The organism is Pseudomonas sp. NPDC096950, from assembly GCF_044762525.1.
Classification (GTDB): Bacteria; Pseudomonadota; Gammaproteobacteria; order Pseudomonadales; family Pseudomonadaceae; genus Aquipseudomonas.
On sequence record NZ_JBIWEL010000022.1, the window covers coordinates 1 to 15147 of the forward strand.

Annotated in this window: 14 protein-coding genes and 1 pseudogene; 10 read left to right on the forward strand and 5 right to left on the reverse strand. The window is 61.0% G+C overall.

What is annotated here, in order from left to right:
- Positions 1 to 106, reverse strand: a pseudogene (locus ACIQY3_RS26315) (hypothetical protein); the annotation flags it as partial.
- Between the two features lie 51 nt (positions 107 to 157).
- On the opposite strand from ACIQY3_RS26315, the gene ACIQY3_RS26320 reads away from it, so the two are divergent.
- The 5 genes from ACIQY3_RS26320 (at position 158) to fdhA (ending at position 6681) form a co-directional block, all read left to right on the forward strand.
- A complete protein-coding gene (locus tag ACIQY3_RS26320; RefSeq protein ID WP_054044205.1) occupies positions 158 to 487 on the forward strand; it encodes a sarcosine oxidase subunit delta in 330 nt (109 codons plus the stop codon).
- The gene (locus ACIQY3_RS26325; protein WP_403025679.1) at positions 484 to 3501 is read left to right on the forward strand and encodes a sarcosine oxidase subunit alpha; all 3018 of its coding nucleotides are present in this window, start codon (positions 484 to 486) and stop codon (positions 3499 to 3501) included. Before ACIQY3_RS26320 ends, ACIQY3_RS26325 begins: the two co-directional genes overlap by 4 nt.
- A 152-nt stretch (positions 3502 to 3653) precedes the next feature.
- Complete coding sequence (locus tag ACIQY3_RS26330) at positions 3654 to 4286, forward strand: sarcosine oxidase subunit gamma (RefSeq protein ID WP_403025682.1); 633 nt, start codon at positions 3654 to 3656, stop codon at positions 4284 to 4286.
- A 124-nt stretch (positions 4287 to 4410) separates the two neighbouring features.
- The gene (gene purU, locus ACIQY3_RS26335) at positions 4411 to 5268 is read left to right on the forward strand and encodes a formyltetrahydrofolate deformylase (protein ID WP_054044202.1); all 858 of its coding nucleotides are present in this window, start codon (positions 4411 to 4413) and stop codon (positions 5266 to 5268) included.
- 213 nt (positions 5269 to 5481) lie between these two features.
- Positions 5482 to 6681, forward strand: a complete 1200-nt coding sequence (gene fdhA, locus ACIQY3_RS26340) for a formaldehyde dehydrogenase, glutathione-independent (RefSeq protein WP_054044201.1) — start codon at positions 5482 to 5484, stop codon at positions 6679 to 6681.
- A gap of 160 nt (positions 6682 to 6841) precedes the next feature.
- Here the strand turns inward: fdhA and ACIQY3_RS26345 are convergent, their stop codons facing one another.
- From ACIQY3_RS26345 to ACIQY3_RS26355, 3 genes are read right to left on the reverse strand one after another with little or no spacing between them, the layout of a single operon-like run.
- A complete protein-coding gene (locus ACIQY3_RS26345) occupies positions 6842 to 7516 on the reverse strand; it encodes an anti-sigma factor domain-containing protein (RefSeq protein ID WP_403025689.1) in 675 nt (224 codons plus the stop codon).
- On the reverse strand, positions 7513 to 8139 hold the full coding sequence (locus ACIQY3_RS26350; RefSeq protein WP_403025692.1) for a sigma-70 family RNA polymerase sigma factor: 627 nt from the start codon (positions 8137 to 8139) through the stop codon (positions 7513 to 7515). The genes ACIQY3_RS26345 and ACIQY3_RS26350 overlap by 4 nt, the downstream gene beginning before the upstream one ends.
- 55 nt (positions 8140 to 8194) lie before the next feature.
- On the reverse strand, positions 8195 to 8788 hold the full coding sequence (locus ACIQY3_RS26355) for a fasciclin domain-containing protein (RefSeq protein WP_403025695.1): 594 nt from the start codon (positions 8786 to 8788) through the stop codon (positions 8195 to 8197).
- Between the two features lie 302 nt (positions 8789 to 9090).
- Between ACIQY3_RS26355 and ACIQY3_RS26360 the strand changes: the two genes are divergently transcribed.
- Positions 9091 to 9648, forward strand: a complete 558-nt coding sequence (locus ACIQY3_RS26360) for a DUF2780 domain-containing protein (RefSeq protein ID WP_403025698.1) — start codon at positions 9091 to 9093, stop codon at positions 9646 to 9648.
- A gap of 1 nt (position 9649) precedes the next feature.
- Here ACIQY3_RS26360 and ACIQY3_RS26365 read toward each other — a convergent pair whose 3' ends face one another.
- Positions 9650 to 10537: an acyltransferase gene (locus tag ACIQY3_RS26365; RefSeq protein ID WP_403025701.1), complete on the reverse strand. Its 888-nt coding sequence runs from the start codon at positions 10535 to 10537 to the stop codon at positions 9650 to 9652.
- 275 nt (positions 10538 to 10812) lie between these two features.
- On the opposite strand from ACIQY3_RS26365, the gene ACIQY3_RS26370 reads away from it, so the two are divergent.
- From ACIQY3_RS26370 to creD, 4 genes are all read left to right on the forward strand, one after another.
- On the forward strand, positions 10813 to 11319 hold the full coding sequence (locus ACIQY3_RS26370; protein ID WP_185058290.1) for an ATP-dependent zinc protease: 507 nt from the start codon (positions 10813 to 10815) through the stop codon (positions 11317 to 11319).
- A 59-nt stretch (positions 11320 to 11378) separates the two neighbouring features.
- On the forward strand, positions 11379 to 12059 hold the full coding sequence (creB, locus tag ACIQY3_RS26375) for a two-component system response regulator CreB (protein WP_403025706.1): 681 nt from the start codon (positions 11379 to 11381) through the stop codon (positions 12057 to 12059).
- The gene (gene creC / locus ACIQY3_RS26380; protein ID WP_403025710.1) at positions 12059 to 13480 is read left to right on the forward strand and encodes a two-component system sensor histidine kinase CreC; all 1422 of its coding nucleotides are present in this window, start codon (positions 12059 to 12061) and stop codon (positions 13478 to 13480) included. The genes creB and creC overlap by 1 nt, the downstream gene beginning before the upstream one ends.
- A gap of 275 nt (positions 13481 to 13755) precedes the next feature.
- Entirely contained in the window at positions 13756 to 15126 is a 1371-nt protein-coding gene (gene creD / locus ACIQY3_RS26385) for a cell envelope integrity protein CreD (RefSeq protein WP_403025713.1), read from the forward strand.
- The last annotated feature ends 21 nt before the right edge of the window (positions 15127 to 15147 follow it).

Sequence of the window (15147 nt, forward strand, 5' to 3'; positions counted from 1 at the left end):
AGCCACGTGCGGCCAATGGGTGCATTTCACCCTTGGCCAGGCTCGCGGCAAATACGTTGCCCGAGCCAGGTGTTGCCTTGAAGCCACCGGTGCCCCAACCGCAGTTGATCGACGAACACGGCGCTGCTGCGGTTGCCCACTAACAGGAGAAATCCCCATGTTGCATATCTTCTGTCCTCACTGCGGCGAACTGCGCTCCGAAGAGGAATTCCACGCATCCGGCCAGGCGCACATTCCGCGTCCACTGGATCCGACTTCTTGCACCGACGAGGAGTGGGGCGACTACATGTTCTTCCGCGATAACCCTCGCGGTCTGCACCACGAGTTGTGGATTCACGCCGCCGGTTGCCGTCAGTACTTCAACGCGACCCGCGACACCGTGACCTACGAGATTCTCGAAACCTACAAGATCGGCACCAAGCCACAATTCACCGACAAGACCGATAGCTCGAAAGCGGCTACGACGGCTCTGGGAGAGAAGGTATGAGCCAGATCAATCGCCTGTCCAACGGCGGACGGATCGACCGCAACAAAGTGCTGAGCTTCACCTTCAACGGCCAGGTCTACAAAGGCTTTGAAGGCGACTCGCTGGCCGCTGCACTGCTGGCCAACGGTGTCGACATTATCGGTCGCAGCTTCAAGTATTCCCGTCCGCGCGGCATCTTCGCCGCCGGTGCCGAAGAGCCGAACGCGGTGCTGCAGATTGGCGCCACCGAAGCCACGCAGATTCCGAACGTACGCGCCACGCAACAAGCGTTGTACCAAGGTCTGGTCGCCACCAGCACCAACGGCTGGCCGAGCGTGAACAACGACATGATGGGGATTCTCGGCAAGGTCGGCGGCAAGCTGATGCCGCCGGGCTTCTACTACAAAACCTTCATGTACCCGCAATCGTTCTGGATGACTTACGAGAAGTACATCCGTAAGGCCGCCGGTCTTGGCCGCTCGCCGACCGAGAACGATCCGGACACCTACGACTACATGAACCAGCACTGCGACGTGCTGATCGTCGGCGCCGGCCCTGCTGGCCTGGCCGCTGCATTGGCCGCTGCGCGCAGCGGTGCTCGCGTCATTCTCGCCGATGAGCAGGAAGAGTTCGGCGGCAGCCTGCTCGATTCCCGCGAAAGCCTCGACGGCAAACCGGCGACCGAATGGGTCGCCAGCGTCATCGCCGAACTGAAAGACACCCCGGACGTGCTGCTGTTGCCGCGCGCCACAGTCAACGGCTACCACGACCATAACTTCCTGACCATTCACGAGCGCCTGACCGATCACCTCGGCGACCGCGCGCCGATTGGCCAGGTGCGTCAACGCATCCACCGGGTTCGCGCCAAGCGTGTGGTGCTGGCGACCGGCGCTTGCGAGCGTCCACTGGTTTACGGCAACAACGACGTGCCGGGCAACATGCTGGCTGGCGCTGTTTCCACCTACGTTCGCCGTTACGGCGTGGCACCGGGCAAGAAACTGGTGCTGTCGACCAACAACGACCACGCCTACCGCGTGGCTTTGGATTGGCTCGATGCCAGCCTGCAAGTCGTCGCGATTGCCGACGCCCGCAGCAACCCGCGCGGTGCGCTGGTGGAAGAAGCTCGCGCCAAAGGCATCCGCATCCTGACCGGCAGCGCCGTGATCGAAGCCCGTGGCAGCAAACACGTCACCGCTGCGCGCATTGCCGCGATTGATGTGAAAGCCCACGCCGTCACCAGTCCTGGCGAATGGCTGGATTGCGACCTCGTTGCGACGTCCGGCGGTTACAGCCCGGTGGTTCACTTGGCTTCGCACCTGGGCGGCAAACCGACCTGGCGTGAAGACATCCTCGGTTTCGTACCGGGCGAAGCGCCGCAGAAACGCGTGTGCGTCGGTGGCATCAACGGCGTCTATGGCCTCGGCGATTCGCTGGCCGATGGTTTTGAAGGCGGCGCTCGCGCAGCCAGCGAAGCCGGTTTCAGCGTGGTCGAAGGCACCTTGCCGAAAGCCTTGAGCCGTCTCGAAGAGCCGACCCTGGCGCTGTTCCAGGTGCCGCACGAAAAGAACACCGCACGGGCGCCGAAGCAATTCGTCGACCTGCAAAACGACGTCACTGCCGCCGCCATCGAATTGGCGACCCGCGAAGGCTTCGAGTCGGTCGAGCACGTCAAACGCTACACCGCGCTGGGCTTCGGCACCGATCAGGGCAAGCTCGGCAACGTCAACGGTCTGGCGATTGCCGCCCGTTCGCTGAACGTGACCATCCCGCAGATGGGCACCACCATGTTCCGCCCGAACTACACGCCGGTGACCTTCGGCGCCGTGGCCGGTCGTCACTGTGGGCACATCTTCGAACCGGTACGTTTCACCGCGCTGCATCACTGGCACGTGAAAAACGGGGCGGAATTCGAAGACGTCGGTCAGTGGAAACGTCCGTGGTACTTCCCGAAAAACGGTGAAGACCTGCACACCGCCGTCAAACGCGAATGCAAAGCCGTGCGCGACAGCGTCGGCCTGCTGGATGCTTCGACCCTCGGCAAGATCGACATTCAAGGCCCGGATGCCCGGGAGTTCTTGAACCGCATCTACACCAACGCCTGGACCAAGCTCGACGTGGGCAAGGCGCGTTATGGCCTGATGTGCAAAGAAGACGGCATGGTCTTCGACGACGGCGTAACCGCTTGTCTCGCCGACAACCATTTCGTGATGACCACCACCACCGGCGGCGCTGCACGCGTTCTGCAATGGCTGGAAATCTACCAACAGACTGAATGGCCAGACCTGAAGGTGTACTTCACCTCCGTGACGGATCACTGGGCAACCATGACCCTGTCCGGGCCGAACAGCCGCAAGCTGCTCAGCGAAGTCACCGACATCGACCTGACCAACGAAGCCTTCCCGTTCATGACCTGGAAAGAAGGCCTGGTCGGCGGTGTGCCGGCGCGGGTGTTCCGGATTTCGTTTACCGGTGAACTGTCGTACGAAGTCAACGTGCAGGCCGACTATGCGATGGGCGTGCTCGAGAAAATCGTCGCGGCCGGCAAGCAATACAACCTGACGCCATATGGCACCGAAACCATGCACGTCCTGCGGGCCGAGAAGGGCTTCATCATCGTCGGCCAGGACACCGACGGCTCGATGACCCCGGACGACTTGAACATGGGCTGGTGTGTCGGTCGCACCAAACCGTTCTCGTGGATTGGCCAGCGTGGCATGAACCGCGAAGACTGCGTGCGTGATCAACGCAAACAACTGGTGGGCCTGAAGCCGATCGATCCGACCAAATGGCTGCCGGAAGGGGCGCAACTGGTGTTCAACACCAAGCAAACCATTCCGATGACCATGGTCGGCCACGTGACTTCCAGCTATGCGCACAACTCCCTCGGCTATTCGTTTGCCATGGGTGTGGTCAAGGGCGGCTTGAAGCGCCTCGGTGAGCGCGTGTTCGCACCGCTGGCCGATGGCAGCGTGATCGAGGCGGAGATTGTTTCTTCGGTGTTCTTCGATCCTAAGGGTGATCGCCAGAACATCTGATGATCTCGGTCCTGTGGTGAGCTGGCTGGCGCTTTCGCGAGCAAGCCCGCTCCCACAGGGGAACGCGGTCGAATGTGGGAGCGGGCTTGCTCGCGAAGGCGGTAGTTCAGCCACCACAAGGCTAGAACCAACAGAATTGATAAAGGTGCTTTATGACCGCAGCCAATGTGTACCAACAACGCCCAACCACCGGGGCCAAGGCCGAGTCGTCGCTGCATCATGCCGACCTCGCCAGCCTGGTGGGCAAGGGCCGCAAAAACGCCGGCGTGATCGTGCGTGAGAAAAAACTCCTCGGCCACCTGACCATTCGTGGCGACGGCCACGATGCCGCGTTCAGCGCTGGCGTGCACAAGGCCCTCGGCATCGAATTACCGGGCGCGTTGACCGTCATCGTCAAAGGCGAAACCAGCCTGCAATGGATGGGGCCGGATGAATGGCTGCTGATCGTGCCGACCGGTGAAGAGTTCGCCGCCGAGCAGAAACTTCGTGAAGCGCTGGGCGACCTGCACATCCAGATCGTCAATGTCAGCGGCGGCCAGCAGATTCTCGAACTGAGCGGCCCGAATGTGCGCCAGGTGCTGATGAAATCCACCAGCTACGACGTGCATCCGAACAGCTTCCCGGTGGGCAAGGCTGTCGGCACGGTGTTCGCCAAGTCGCAACTGGTGATCCGCCACACCGCTGAAGACACCTGGGAACTGCTGATCCGCCGCAGCTTCTCGGATTACTGGTGGTTGTGGTTGCAGGATGCGGCGGCTGAATACGGCCTTAGCGTCCAGGCGTAATGATCGTTCCCACGCTCTGCGTGGGAATGCATCCCGGGACGCTCCGCGTCCCAAAGCGGACGCAGAGCGTCCATGGCGGCATTCCCACGCAGAGCGTGGGAACGATCAGAGGAGAAACACGACTATGAGCCGCGCCCCAGACACATGGATTCTGACCGCCGACTGCCCAAGCGTCCTCGGCACCGTGGATGCGGTGACCCGCTTTTTGTTCGAGCAGGGCTGCTACGTCACCGAGCACCATTCCTTCGATGACCGGCTCTCGGGTCGTTTCTTCATTCGCGTGGAATTCCGCCAGCCTGACGGCTTCGACGAGCAGGCCTTCCGCGCCGGGCTCGAAGAGCGTGGTGCGCATTTCGGAATGATCTTCGAACTCACCGCGCCGAACTACCGGCCAAAAGTGGTGATCATGGTCTCCAAGGCCGATCACTGCCTCAACGATTTGCTCTACCGCCAGCGCATCGGCCAGTTGTCGATGGACGTCGCCGCTGTGGTCTCCAACCACCCGGACCTCAAGCCGTTGGCGGACTGGCACCAGATTCCGTACTACCACTTCCCCCTGGACCCGAACGACAAACCGTCCCAGGAGCGTCAGGTGTTGCAGGTGATCGAAGAGTCCGGCGCCGAACTGGTGATTCTCGCCCGTTACATGCAAGTCCTGTCGCCGGAGCTGTGCCGCAAACTCGATGGCAAGGCGATCAATATCCATCACTCCCTGTTGCCCGGTTTCAAGGGCGCCAAGCCGTATCACCAGGCCTACAACAAGGGCGTGAAACTGGTCGGCGCTACGGCGCACTACATCAACAACGACCTGGACGAAGGCCCGATCATCGCCCAGGGCGTGGAGGTGGTGGACCACAGTCACTACCCGGAGGATTTGATCGCCAAGGGGCGGGATATTGAAGGGCTGACGTTGGCGCGGGCGGTGGGGTATCACATTGAGCGAAGGGTTTTCCTCAACGCCAACAGAACCGTTGTTCTTTAGATAGCTTTCGCGAGCAAGCCCGCTCCCACATGGGATTTGTGTCTGCCCACAAATCTCGGTCACACCAAAGATTCAATGTGGGAGCGGGCTTGCTCGCGAAGAGGCCCTGACAAACAACACAAGACAAAGACACAGGCACAACCCAGAGCAATCAACGCGCCGCCGCTCCATGGCGACGCGACCGCTACATAAAAACAACAGCGAGGTGAAAGCATGTCTGGCAATCGTGGTGTGGTGTATCTCGGCGCTGGCAAGGTCGAAGTACAGAAAATCGACTATCCGAAAATGCAGGACCCGCGTGGAAGGAAGATTAATCACGCTGTCATCCTGCGCGTAGTCTCCACCAACATCTGTGGTTCCGATCAGCACATGGTGCGCGGTCGTACCACGGCGCAAACCGGCCTGGTCCTGGGCCATGAAATCACCGGTGAAGTGATCGAGAAGGGCAGCGACGTCGAGAACCTGCAAATCGGCGACCTGGTCTCTGTTCCGTTCAACGTGGCTTGCGGGCGCTGCCGTTCCTGCAAGGAAATGCACACCGGCGTCTGCCTCAGTGTTAACCCGGCCCGTCCTGGCGGTGCCTACGGTTATGTCGACATGGGCGACTGGACCGGCGGCCAGGCTGAATACGCGCTGGTGCCGTACGCGGACTTCAACCTGCTGAAACTGCCGGACCGCGATCGCGCGATGGAAAAAATTCGCGACCTGACCTGCCTCTCCGACATCCTGCCAACCGGTTACCACGGCGCCGTGACGGCCGGCGTTGGCCCGGGCAGCACCGTGTACATCGCGGGCGCGGGTCCGGTGGGCCTGGCGGCTGCCGCTTCCGCTCGCCTGCTGGGCGCGGCGGTGGTGATCATCGGTGACGTAAACCCTATTCGCCTGGCGCACGCCAAGGCTCAGGGTTTCGAAATCGCTGACCTGTCCCTCGACACCCCACTGCACGAGCAAATCGCCGCGCTGCTGGGCGAACCTGAAGTGGATTGCGCCGTCGACGCCGTAGGCTTCGAAGCGCGCGGCCACGGCCATGACGGCGTGAAACACGAAGCGCCGGCCACCGTGCTCAACTCCCTGATGGGCGTGGTTCGCGTGGCGGGCAAAATCGGTATTCCGGGCCTGTACGTGACGGAAGATCCGGGTGCAGTGGACGCCGCCGCGAAAATGGGCAGCCTGAGCATTCGCTTCGGTCTGGGCTGGGCCAAATCCCACAGCTTCCACACCGGCCAGACCCCAGTGATGAAGTACAACCGCCAGCTGATGCAGGCGATCATGTGGGACCGCATCCACATTGCCGACATCGTCGGCGTGGAAGTCATCAGCCTGGATGACGCGCCACGTGGTTACGGCGAGTTCGATGCCGGCGTACCGAAGAAGTTTGTGATCGACCCGCACAAGTTGTTCAGCGCGGCGTAAGGCTTCACGCAATGCAAAACGGCGACCTTCGGGTCGCCGTTTTTTTGGTGATCGTTCCCACGCTCTGCGTGGGAATGCAGCCCGGGACGCTCCGCGTCCCAAAGCGTAACGCGGAGCGTCACTGGACGCATTCCCACGCAGAGCGTGGGAACGATCAGCTTCAAAGCGCCGCCAACGCCCCTTGATACAACACCGGCCCCGTCGGCTGTCCGGTCGGCGAGCCACCTTTCGGCTCAAGACTCACCGCCAACGCAATCGGCTTGCCGATTAACGTCTTCTGCGCGTCGTTCAGCTCAACCTTGCCCTTGCCGCCACGCGGTATCACACCGAGGGAAATCGGTTTGCCATCCGCTGGGATCGCCCACAGCTCCAGGCTTTGCTCCGGTGTGACGGCTGCCAACGTCAGCGGCTCGATGTTCAGGTAATTCTCATGCGCTTCAACTTTCAACGCAGGCTGTGCGTCGGCGCTGAGGAGTGTGCCGCTGTAGCGTGCGTCGTCGCGGTTGTAGAGCATGCTCAGGAACACGACCACCACCAGCGAACACACCGCCGCCGTTACGCGCATCCAGTTCCAGAATGAACGTTTCTGCGGCACATGCAGTTCTTGCGGATTTATTCGCGCGGTGATGCCTTGCCACACACGCTCCGGCACCGGTTGCTCGGGCAGCGACTCGGTCAAACTGGCGAGGCTGTCCTGCCAGTGCGCCAGTTCTGCGCGTAACGCCGCGTCTTCCAGCAGCAACTGTTCAAAACGTCGGCGAGCCGCAGCGGGCATCAAGCCGATGGCGTAATCGGCGGCGAGGGCGCGGCGCAGGGTCGGGGTCTGGTAGTTCATGATTCAAGGCACCTGCGCAGGCGCTCCATGCCACGGCGAATCCAGGATTTGACCGAACCCAGCGGCGCGGCCAGGTGTTCGGCCAGTTCAGAGCAGGACAGCCCTTGAAAGTAGGCGACGGTGATCGATTGGCGCTGCATGCCTTCCAGGCTTTCCAGGCAGCGGTTCAAGGCGTTGGCCTCGCGGGTGCTGTTGAGTAACTCATGGGCCGAGGGGCTTTCGTCCACCAGCGCCAGTTCTTCCACATCGGTCAGCGGCCGATCACGGTGTTTGCGCAACTGGTCGATGGCCTGGTTGCGGGTGATGTTGATCATCCAGGTCAGCGGCGCCGACAGGTGCGATTCATAGCGCGAGGCGTTGTTCCAGATACGCACGAAGCTTTCCTGCAACACCTCTTCAGCCAGGTCATGGCGGCCCATGAAACGCAGGGCGACCCCATGCAAACGCGGGCCGACGCTGCGGTAAAGCGTCTCGAACGCGCGGCGGTCCCCCAGTGAACACTGGGCCAGGAGCTGCCGGAGCTGATCGGTGTCGGCGGTGGCAATAATGGTTCTCCAGGCAATCGAGGGAGCGACGGTGGACTGCGAAGAGGTTAGTCCACGGCGCGCAGTTGTTCCATTCACGGACGTACACCTCGGGAAATCGCCAGCCCCGATGCGCAGGGCCGGCGAGCACGGTTCAACCTTTGGGCATCAACACTTTGTCGATGACCTGAATCACCCCGTTGGACTGATACACGTCGTAGGTGTTGATGTCGGCGACATCACCTTTTTCATCCTTGAGCGTGATGTTGTGCGGGCCGTTCATCATCACCCACAACTTGCCGCCAGCGACGGTGGTGAGCTCGGCCTTGCCACCACCGGCCTTGATCTTCGCGGCCAGGGTCATCATGTCGAGTTTGCCGGCGACGACGTGGTAGGTGAGAAGCTTGGTCAGGGTGGCTTTGTTTTCGGGTTTGAGCAGCGTATCCACGGTGCCGGCGGGCAGGGCAGTGAACGCGGAATTGACCGGGGCGAACACGGTGAACGGGCCTTTGCCTTTGAGGGTGTCGACCAGGCCAGCGGCTTTCACTGCGGCCACCAGTGTGGTGTGGTCGGCGGAGTTCACCGCGTTATCCACGATGTCCTTGCTGGGCATCATGCTTTGCCCGCCGACCATGACGGTGTCGTGGCTCATGTCTGCTGCTTGTACGGTGTTGAGGGCGAATCCGACGCCAAGGGCCAGGGTCAGCAGGCTGGCAATCAACGGGGTTTTGATCGAAGTGCGTTTCATGGTGGTGATCCTTGTGGGGGAGAATCGGCCAGGAGTGTCTGTCCGTGCTTGATATACGCGGCGGGGTCTAGACTGGATGCAGCGGCAGGAAAATCTTTTATTGGCGGGCATGATCCCTGTGGGAGCGGGCTTGCTCGCGAAGGCGTCGTGTCAGTCAACGCATGGGTTGAATGTCAGCCCGCATTCGCGAGCAAGCCCGCTCCCACAGGGGAAGGTTGGGAACAATCCTCGGGGATGCCAGTCGAACGCACAGTTTTTCGCCGCCCATGGGTGGGTGGTTTATGCCTAAAGAGGTTGTCTCGATGAAGATTTCACGCGGTTTTGTACTGGCTTCGCTTATGACCCTGGCGGCCAGCCCGGTCTTCGCCGGGTTCAGCCTGGACGATGTGACGAAAGCAGCTTCGAGCATGCAGGGCGGTAACGCCGCCACTGCCGCCGCCCCGACGCAGGAAACCGCCGGTCTGCTCGGCGCGCTGACTTCGCAGTTGAATGTAAAACCCGAGCAAGCCGTCGGTGGCACCGCGGCGATGCTGGGCTTGGCCAAGAATCAACTGAGTTCCACCGATTACTCGCAACTGGCCAAAAGCGTGCCGGGACTGGATAAGCTCTCGGGCGGCGGTCAACTGGGGGCTTTGAGCGGGTTGCTCGGTTCGTCCGGTAAGTCGGCAGGCCTGGAAAATGCCTTGGGCAATGTGAAAAACACCAACGACCTGAACAGTGCGTTCAGCGCGTTGGGCATGGACAGCGGGATGGTCGGTCAATTCGCCCCGGTGATTCTCCAGTACCTCGGTGGCCAGGGCGTTGGTGGTCCACTGCTGGAAAGCCTGGGCGGAATCTGGGGCGCCGGTTCCGGTAGCTGATTCAGCGGCGCTCGGCGCGCAATGCGTCGATGCGCCGGTCCTTCTCGATCCAGAGCTGGTTGACCCAGTTCTGGACCGTTTCGCGAAACACCGGATCGTTTTCGTAATCCCCCTGCCACAACGCCGGGTCCAGTTCGCGGGTCTGGATATCGATGATGACCTTCGGCACGTTGCCGCTGATCAAATCCCAGAACCCTGGAATCTTCTGCTGCGGATACACCACGGTCACATCGAGAATGGCATCCAGCTGTTCGCCCATCGCCGCCAAAACAAACGCTACGCCGCCAGCCTTGGGTTTGAGCAGGTGGGTGAACGGCGATTGCTGCTGGGTACTTTTCGCTGCGGTGTACCGGGTGCCTTCCAGATAATTCACCACGGTCACGGGCTGGCGCTTATATAACTCGCACGCCGCTTTGGTGATCTCCAGATCATGCCCGGCCAATTCAGGATGCTTCGCCAGGAACGCCTTGGTGTAGCGCTTCATGAACGGGTAATCCAGCGCCCACCACGCGAGGCCGAGGAACGGCACCCAGATCAGTTCTTTCTTGAGGAAGAATTTGAAGAACGGCGTGCGCCGGTTCAGGGTCTGGATCAGCGCCGGGATATCGACCCAGGATTGGTGGTTGCTGATCACCAGGTACGACGTATCCCCGCGCAGGTCATCACCACCACGAATATCCCACTGGGTGGGGATGCACAGGCGGAAAATCAGCTTGTCGATTTCGGCCCAGGTCTCGGCGATCCACATCACCGACCACGAGGCGTAGTCGCGAAAGCGTCCGGGCAGGACCAGTTTAAGCAGGGCAAACACCATCAGCGGCCCGAACAGGACCAGGGTGTTGAGCAACAGCAGCAGGGTAACGAAACAGCCGGTGAGCAGGCGGCGCATAAGTGACTCTTGAAAGCGTTTGGGCGCGCCATGATAAGCAGCTTCGGGCGGCAGGCCAAATCGGGGGTGACGAATGTTTCACCTTTGAACCGTTAACCTCCTGCTACCGATCGTTCCTACGCTCTGCGTGGGAATGCCGCCATGGACGCTCTGCGTCCGTTTTGGGACGCGGAGCGTCCCGGGATGCATTCCCACGCAGAGCGTGGGAACGATCACCTAAACAAAGGTCTAAAATCTCGCGTTCGACGCCCTCATTCCTCAAGGAAGCCCATTACGTGAAATCCCTCCTTGCACTGCTGACCCTCGTGGCCCTGCCGGTCATGGCCGCCGAGCCGACCCTGTACGGGCGCTACGAATACATTGCGCTGCCGGAAATCGGCGGTGAAGTCCTCAAGGCCAAAATGGACACCGGCGCCCTGACCGCGTCGCTGTCGGCCAAGGACATCGAAATGTTCACCCGTGACGGCGACGAGTGGGTGCGTTTCCGCCTCGGCACCAAGGACGCGAGCAACAAGGTCTACGAACACAAGATCGCGCGGATCAGCAAGATCAAGACCCGTTCCGAAGAGGACGAGGATGAAAAGGACGAAGCCGCCCCCACCAAGCGTCCTGTGGTCGATCTGGAACTGTGCCTGGGCAACGTCAAGCGCACGGTCGAGGTCAACCTGACCGACCGCAGCAGCTTCAACTATCCGCTGCTGATCGGCGCCAAAGCCTTGCGCGAATTCGGCGCCGCAGTGAACCCGGCACGCCGCTTTACCGCCGACAAACCCGACTGCTGATTGACGGGATGAGAGGCTTGGGCCACCGTTGCGCAACTTAACTGCCGTGCTCGGACACCATGCCTCATATCCTGATAGTCGAAGACGAAGCGGCCATTGCCGACACGTTGATTTTTGCCTTGCAGGGCGAAGGCTTCACCACGACTTGGGTGAGCCTCGGCGCGGCGGCGCTTGAGCATCAGCGCCAGACCCCGGCCGACCTGATCATTCTCGACATCGGCCTGCCGGACATCAGCGGCTTCGAAACCTGCAAGCAATTGCGCCGTTTCAGCGAGGTGCCGGTGATGTTCCTCAGCGCACGGGACGGCGAAATCGACCGCGTTGTAGGCCTGGAAATCGGCGCCGACGACTACGTGGTCAAGCCGTTCAGCCCACGGGAAGTGGCGGCGCGGGTCCGGGCGATCCTCAAGCGCATGGCGCCGCGCGTGGCACCCGAGGTGACAGCGGCGCTGTTTCGCATCGACAGCGAACGGGTACAGATCACCTATCGCGGCCAAATCCTGAGCCTGACCCGCCACGAATTCCGCCTGCTGCAATGCCTGCTCGAGCAACCCGAACGCGTCTTCAGCCGCGAGCAATTGCTTGATGCCCTGGGCGTGGCCGCCGATGCCGGTTATGAACGCAGCATCGACAGCCACATCAAGAGCGTGCGCGCCAAACTGCGGTTGGTAAGGCCCGACGCCGAACCGATCCAGACCCATCGCGGCCTCGGCTACAGCTACAGTCCGGGGCATAGCTGATGGCGCTGGGTATCCGGATCTTCCTGGTCTACGTGCTGTTCATCGGCCTGACCGGTTACTTCGTGCTCAACACCGTGATGCAGGAAATCCGCCCCGGCGTGCGTCAGTCCACCGAAGAAACCCTGGTGGACACCGCCAACCTGATGGCAGAAATTCTGCGCGACGACTTCAAGGCCGGCACCCTCAACCAGAATCACTGGCCGCAACTGCTCAAGGCTTACGGCGGGCGGCAACCGAAGGCGAGCATCTGGGGCTTGCCGAAGAATCAGGTCAGCCACCGCATCTACGTCACAGACGCCAAAGGCATCGTGGTGCTGGACTCCAGCGGCGTGGCGGTGGGCCAGGATTATTCGCGCTGGAACGACGTCTACCTGACCCTGCGCGGCGAATACGGCGCGCGCTCGAGCCGCAGCGATCCCAACGATGCGAGCTCCTCGGTGATGCACGTCGGCGCGCCGATTCGCGACAACGGCCAGATTATCGGCGTGGTCACCGTGGCCAAACCCAACAGCTCCTTGCAGCCCTACGTCGATCGCACGGAACGCCGCTTGTTCGCTTACGGCGCCGGGTTGATCGGCCTCGGCCTGGTGTTCGGCGCATTGCTGTCATGGTGGCTGAGCGCGGCGCTACGGCGATTGACCGCTTATGCCCAAGCAGTCAGCGAAGGCCGCAGGGTCGAGGTGCCGCATTATCGTGGTGGTGAACTGGAGCAACTGGCGACAGCGGTGGAACAGATGCGCACGCAACTGGAAGGCAAGGCCTACGTCGAGCGCTACGTGCACACCCTGACCCATGAACTGAAAAGCCCGCTGGCAGCAATTCGCGGTGCGGCGGAACTGCTGCAAGGCGAGATGCCGCTGGCTCAACAGCAGCGTTTCGTCAGCAACATCGACAGCGAAAGTGCGCGGATGCAGCAGTTGATCGAACGGTTGCTGAATTTGGCGCAGGTCGAACAGCGCCAGGGTCTGGAAGAGCGGGTTGAAGTGCCGCTGGCGGCGTTGGTGGGTGAGTTGCTGGACGCTCAGGCGGCGCGAATCGAAGGCAAACAGTTGTGTGTTGAGCAGACGGTTGCTGCGGATCTGGTGCTGGTCGGTGAGCCGTTTTTGTTGCGTCAGGCGTTGGGTAATCTGCTGGAAAACGCTTTGGATTTCACGCCGGTACAGGGTGTTTTGCGATTTAGCGCCGAGCGGGTTGAGGAGGGGATTGAGTTCAGGCTGTTCAACCAGGCTGAGGCGATTCCTGACTATGCATTACCGAGGTTGAGTGAGCGGTTCTACTCGCTGCCACGCCCGGACAGTGGGCGTAAAAGCACCGGGTTGGGGCTTAACTTCGTGGAAGAAGTGGTTAAGTTGCATGGGGGTGCGATGGACATCGGTAATGTTGAGGGCGGTGTGCAGGTGAGTTTGCGGTTGCCAGCCTAAAACCACCCCTCTCCCCAGAGGGGAGAGGGTGAAAGGGAGCCGATCTCCATCGCTCTAAAGGCCAGAGTTCGACTCGGACTTTCAGGTCGATGTAGCTCCAAGAGCACATCGGTCGGTCCCCTCGCCCCTTTGGGGCGGTCCGACGTTTCGGGAGGGTTAGGGTGAGGGGGGGATCTACCTGCCGAAACACTCTCCACAAAGTCTCCACATTCCCCCCACAAAACCCTCACACACCACTCCCAGACTCTCCCTCATTCGAACAGGGAGAGACCCACATGAACCGCAATCTGACCATCAAACTCGGGGCAATTGCCCTGCTGATTCTGTTATTGCTGATCCCGCTGCTGATGATCAACGGCGTGATCGAGGACCGTCAGCAACTGCGTGACGGTGTGCTGGAAGATATCGCCCGCAGTTCCAGCTACAGCCAGCAATTGAGCGGGCCGTTGATGGTGGTGCCGTATCGCAAAGTGGTGCGCAGTTGGAAGCTCAACGAAAAAACCAACGAGCGTTACCAGGAAGTCGGCGAAGAGCGGGGCCGTTTGTACTTCCTGCCGGAGCGTTTTGAACTGGATGGCAACGTCCAGACCGAACTGCGTTCCCGGGGCATTTATGAAGCGCGGCTGTTCCACGCCGACAACCGCATCAGTGGCCACTTCTCGATCCCTGAACAACTGGGCATCAAGGAAGACTTCGCCGACTACCAGTTCGACCAGCCATTCCTGTCGGTGGGCATCAGCGACATTCGTGGCATCGAAAACGCCCTGAAACTGGAACTCGACGGCCAGCGCCTGGACTTCGTTCCTGGCAGCCAGGTCGGATTCTTGGGCGAGGGCGTGCACGTCATGCTGCCGGCGCTGGATGCGAAAAAAGCCACGGAACTGGCCTTCGGTTTCGACCTGCGTTTGCAAGGCACCGGTCAGTTGCAAGTGCTGCCGGTGGGCAAGACCAGCAAGGTATCGCTCGCCGCCAACTGGCCACACCCAAGCTTTATCGGCAACTACCTGCCGGCCCAGCGTGAAGTCACCGATCAGGGTTTCACCGCCAATTGGCAGACCTCGTTTTTCTCCACCAACCTGCAAGAGGCGCTGAGCAGTTGTGTGTCCGGTGGTGGCTGTGAAGCGTTCAACGGCCACAGCTTCGGCGTGAGCTTCATCGACCCGGTGGACCAGTACCTGAAAAGCGATCGAGCGATCAAATATGCGCTGCTGTTCATCGTCCTGACCTTCGCCGGTTTCTTCCTCTTCGAAGTCCTGAAAAGCCTGGCAGTGCACCCGGTGCAATACGCGCTGGTCGGCGTGGCCCTGGCGTTCTTCTACCTGTTGTTGCTGTCGCTGTCCGAGCACATTGGCTTTGCCTTGGCGTATCTGTTGTCGGCGAGCGGTTGTGTGGCGCTGATCGGTTTCTATGTCTGCCACGTGCTGCGCAGCGTGCGCCACGGCTTGAGTTTTTCGGCGGGGTTGGCGGGGTTGTACGGGTTGCTTTATGGCTTGCTGAGTGCCGAGGATTACGCGCTGTTGATGGGCTCGCTGTTGCTGTTCGGGCTGCTGGGTGTGTTCATGGTGCTGACCCGCAAACTGGACTGGTACGGGATCGGGGCGAAGGCGGCCAAGCCGTTGGTGTTTGATATGGGAGCGGTGGAATGAGCCGGTCGTTGGGGTTGCGTG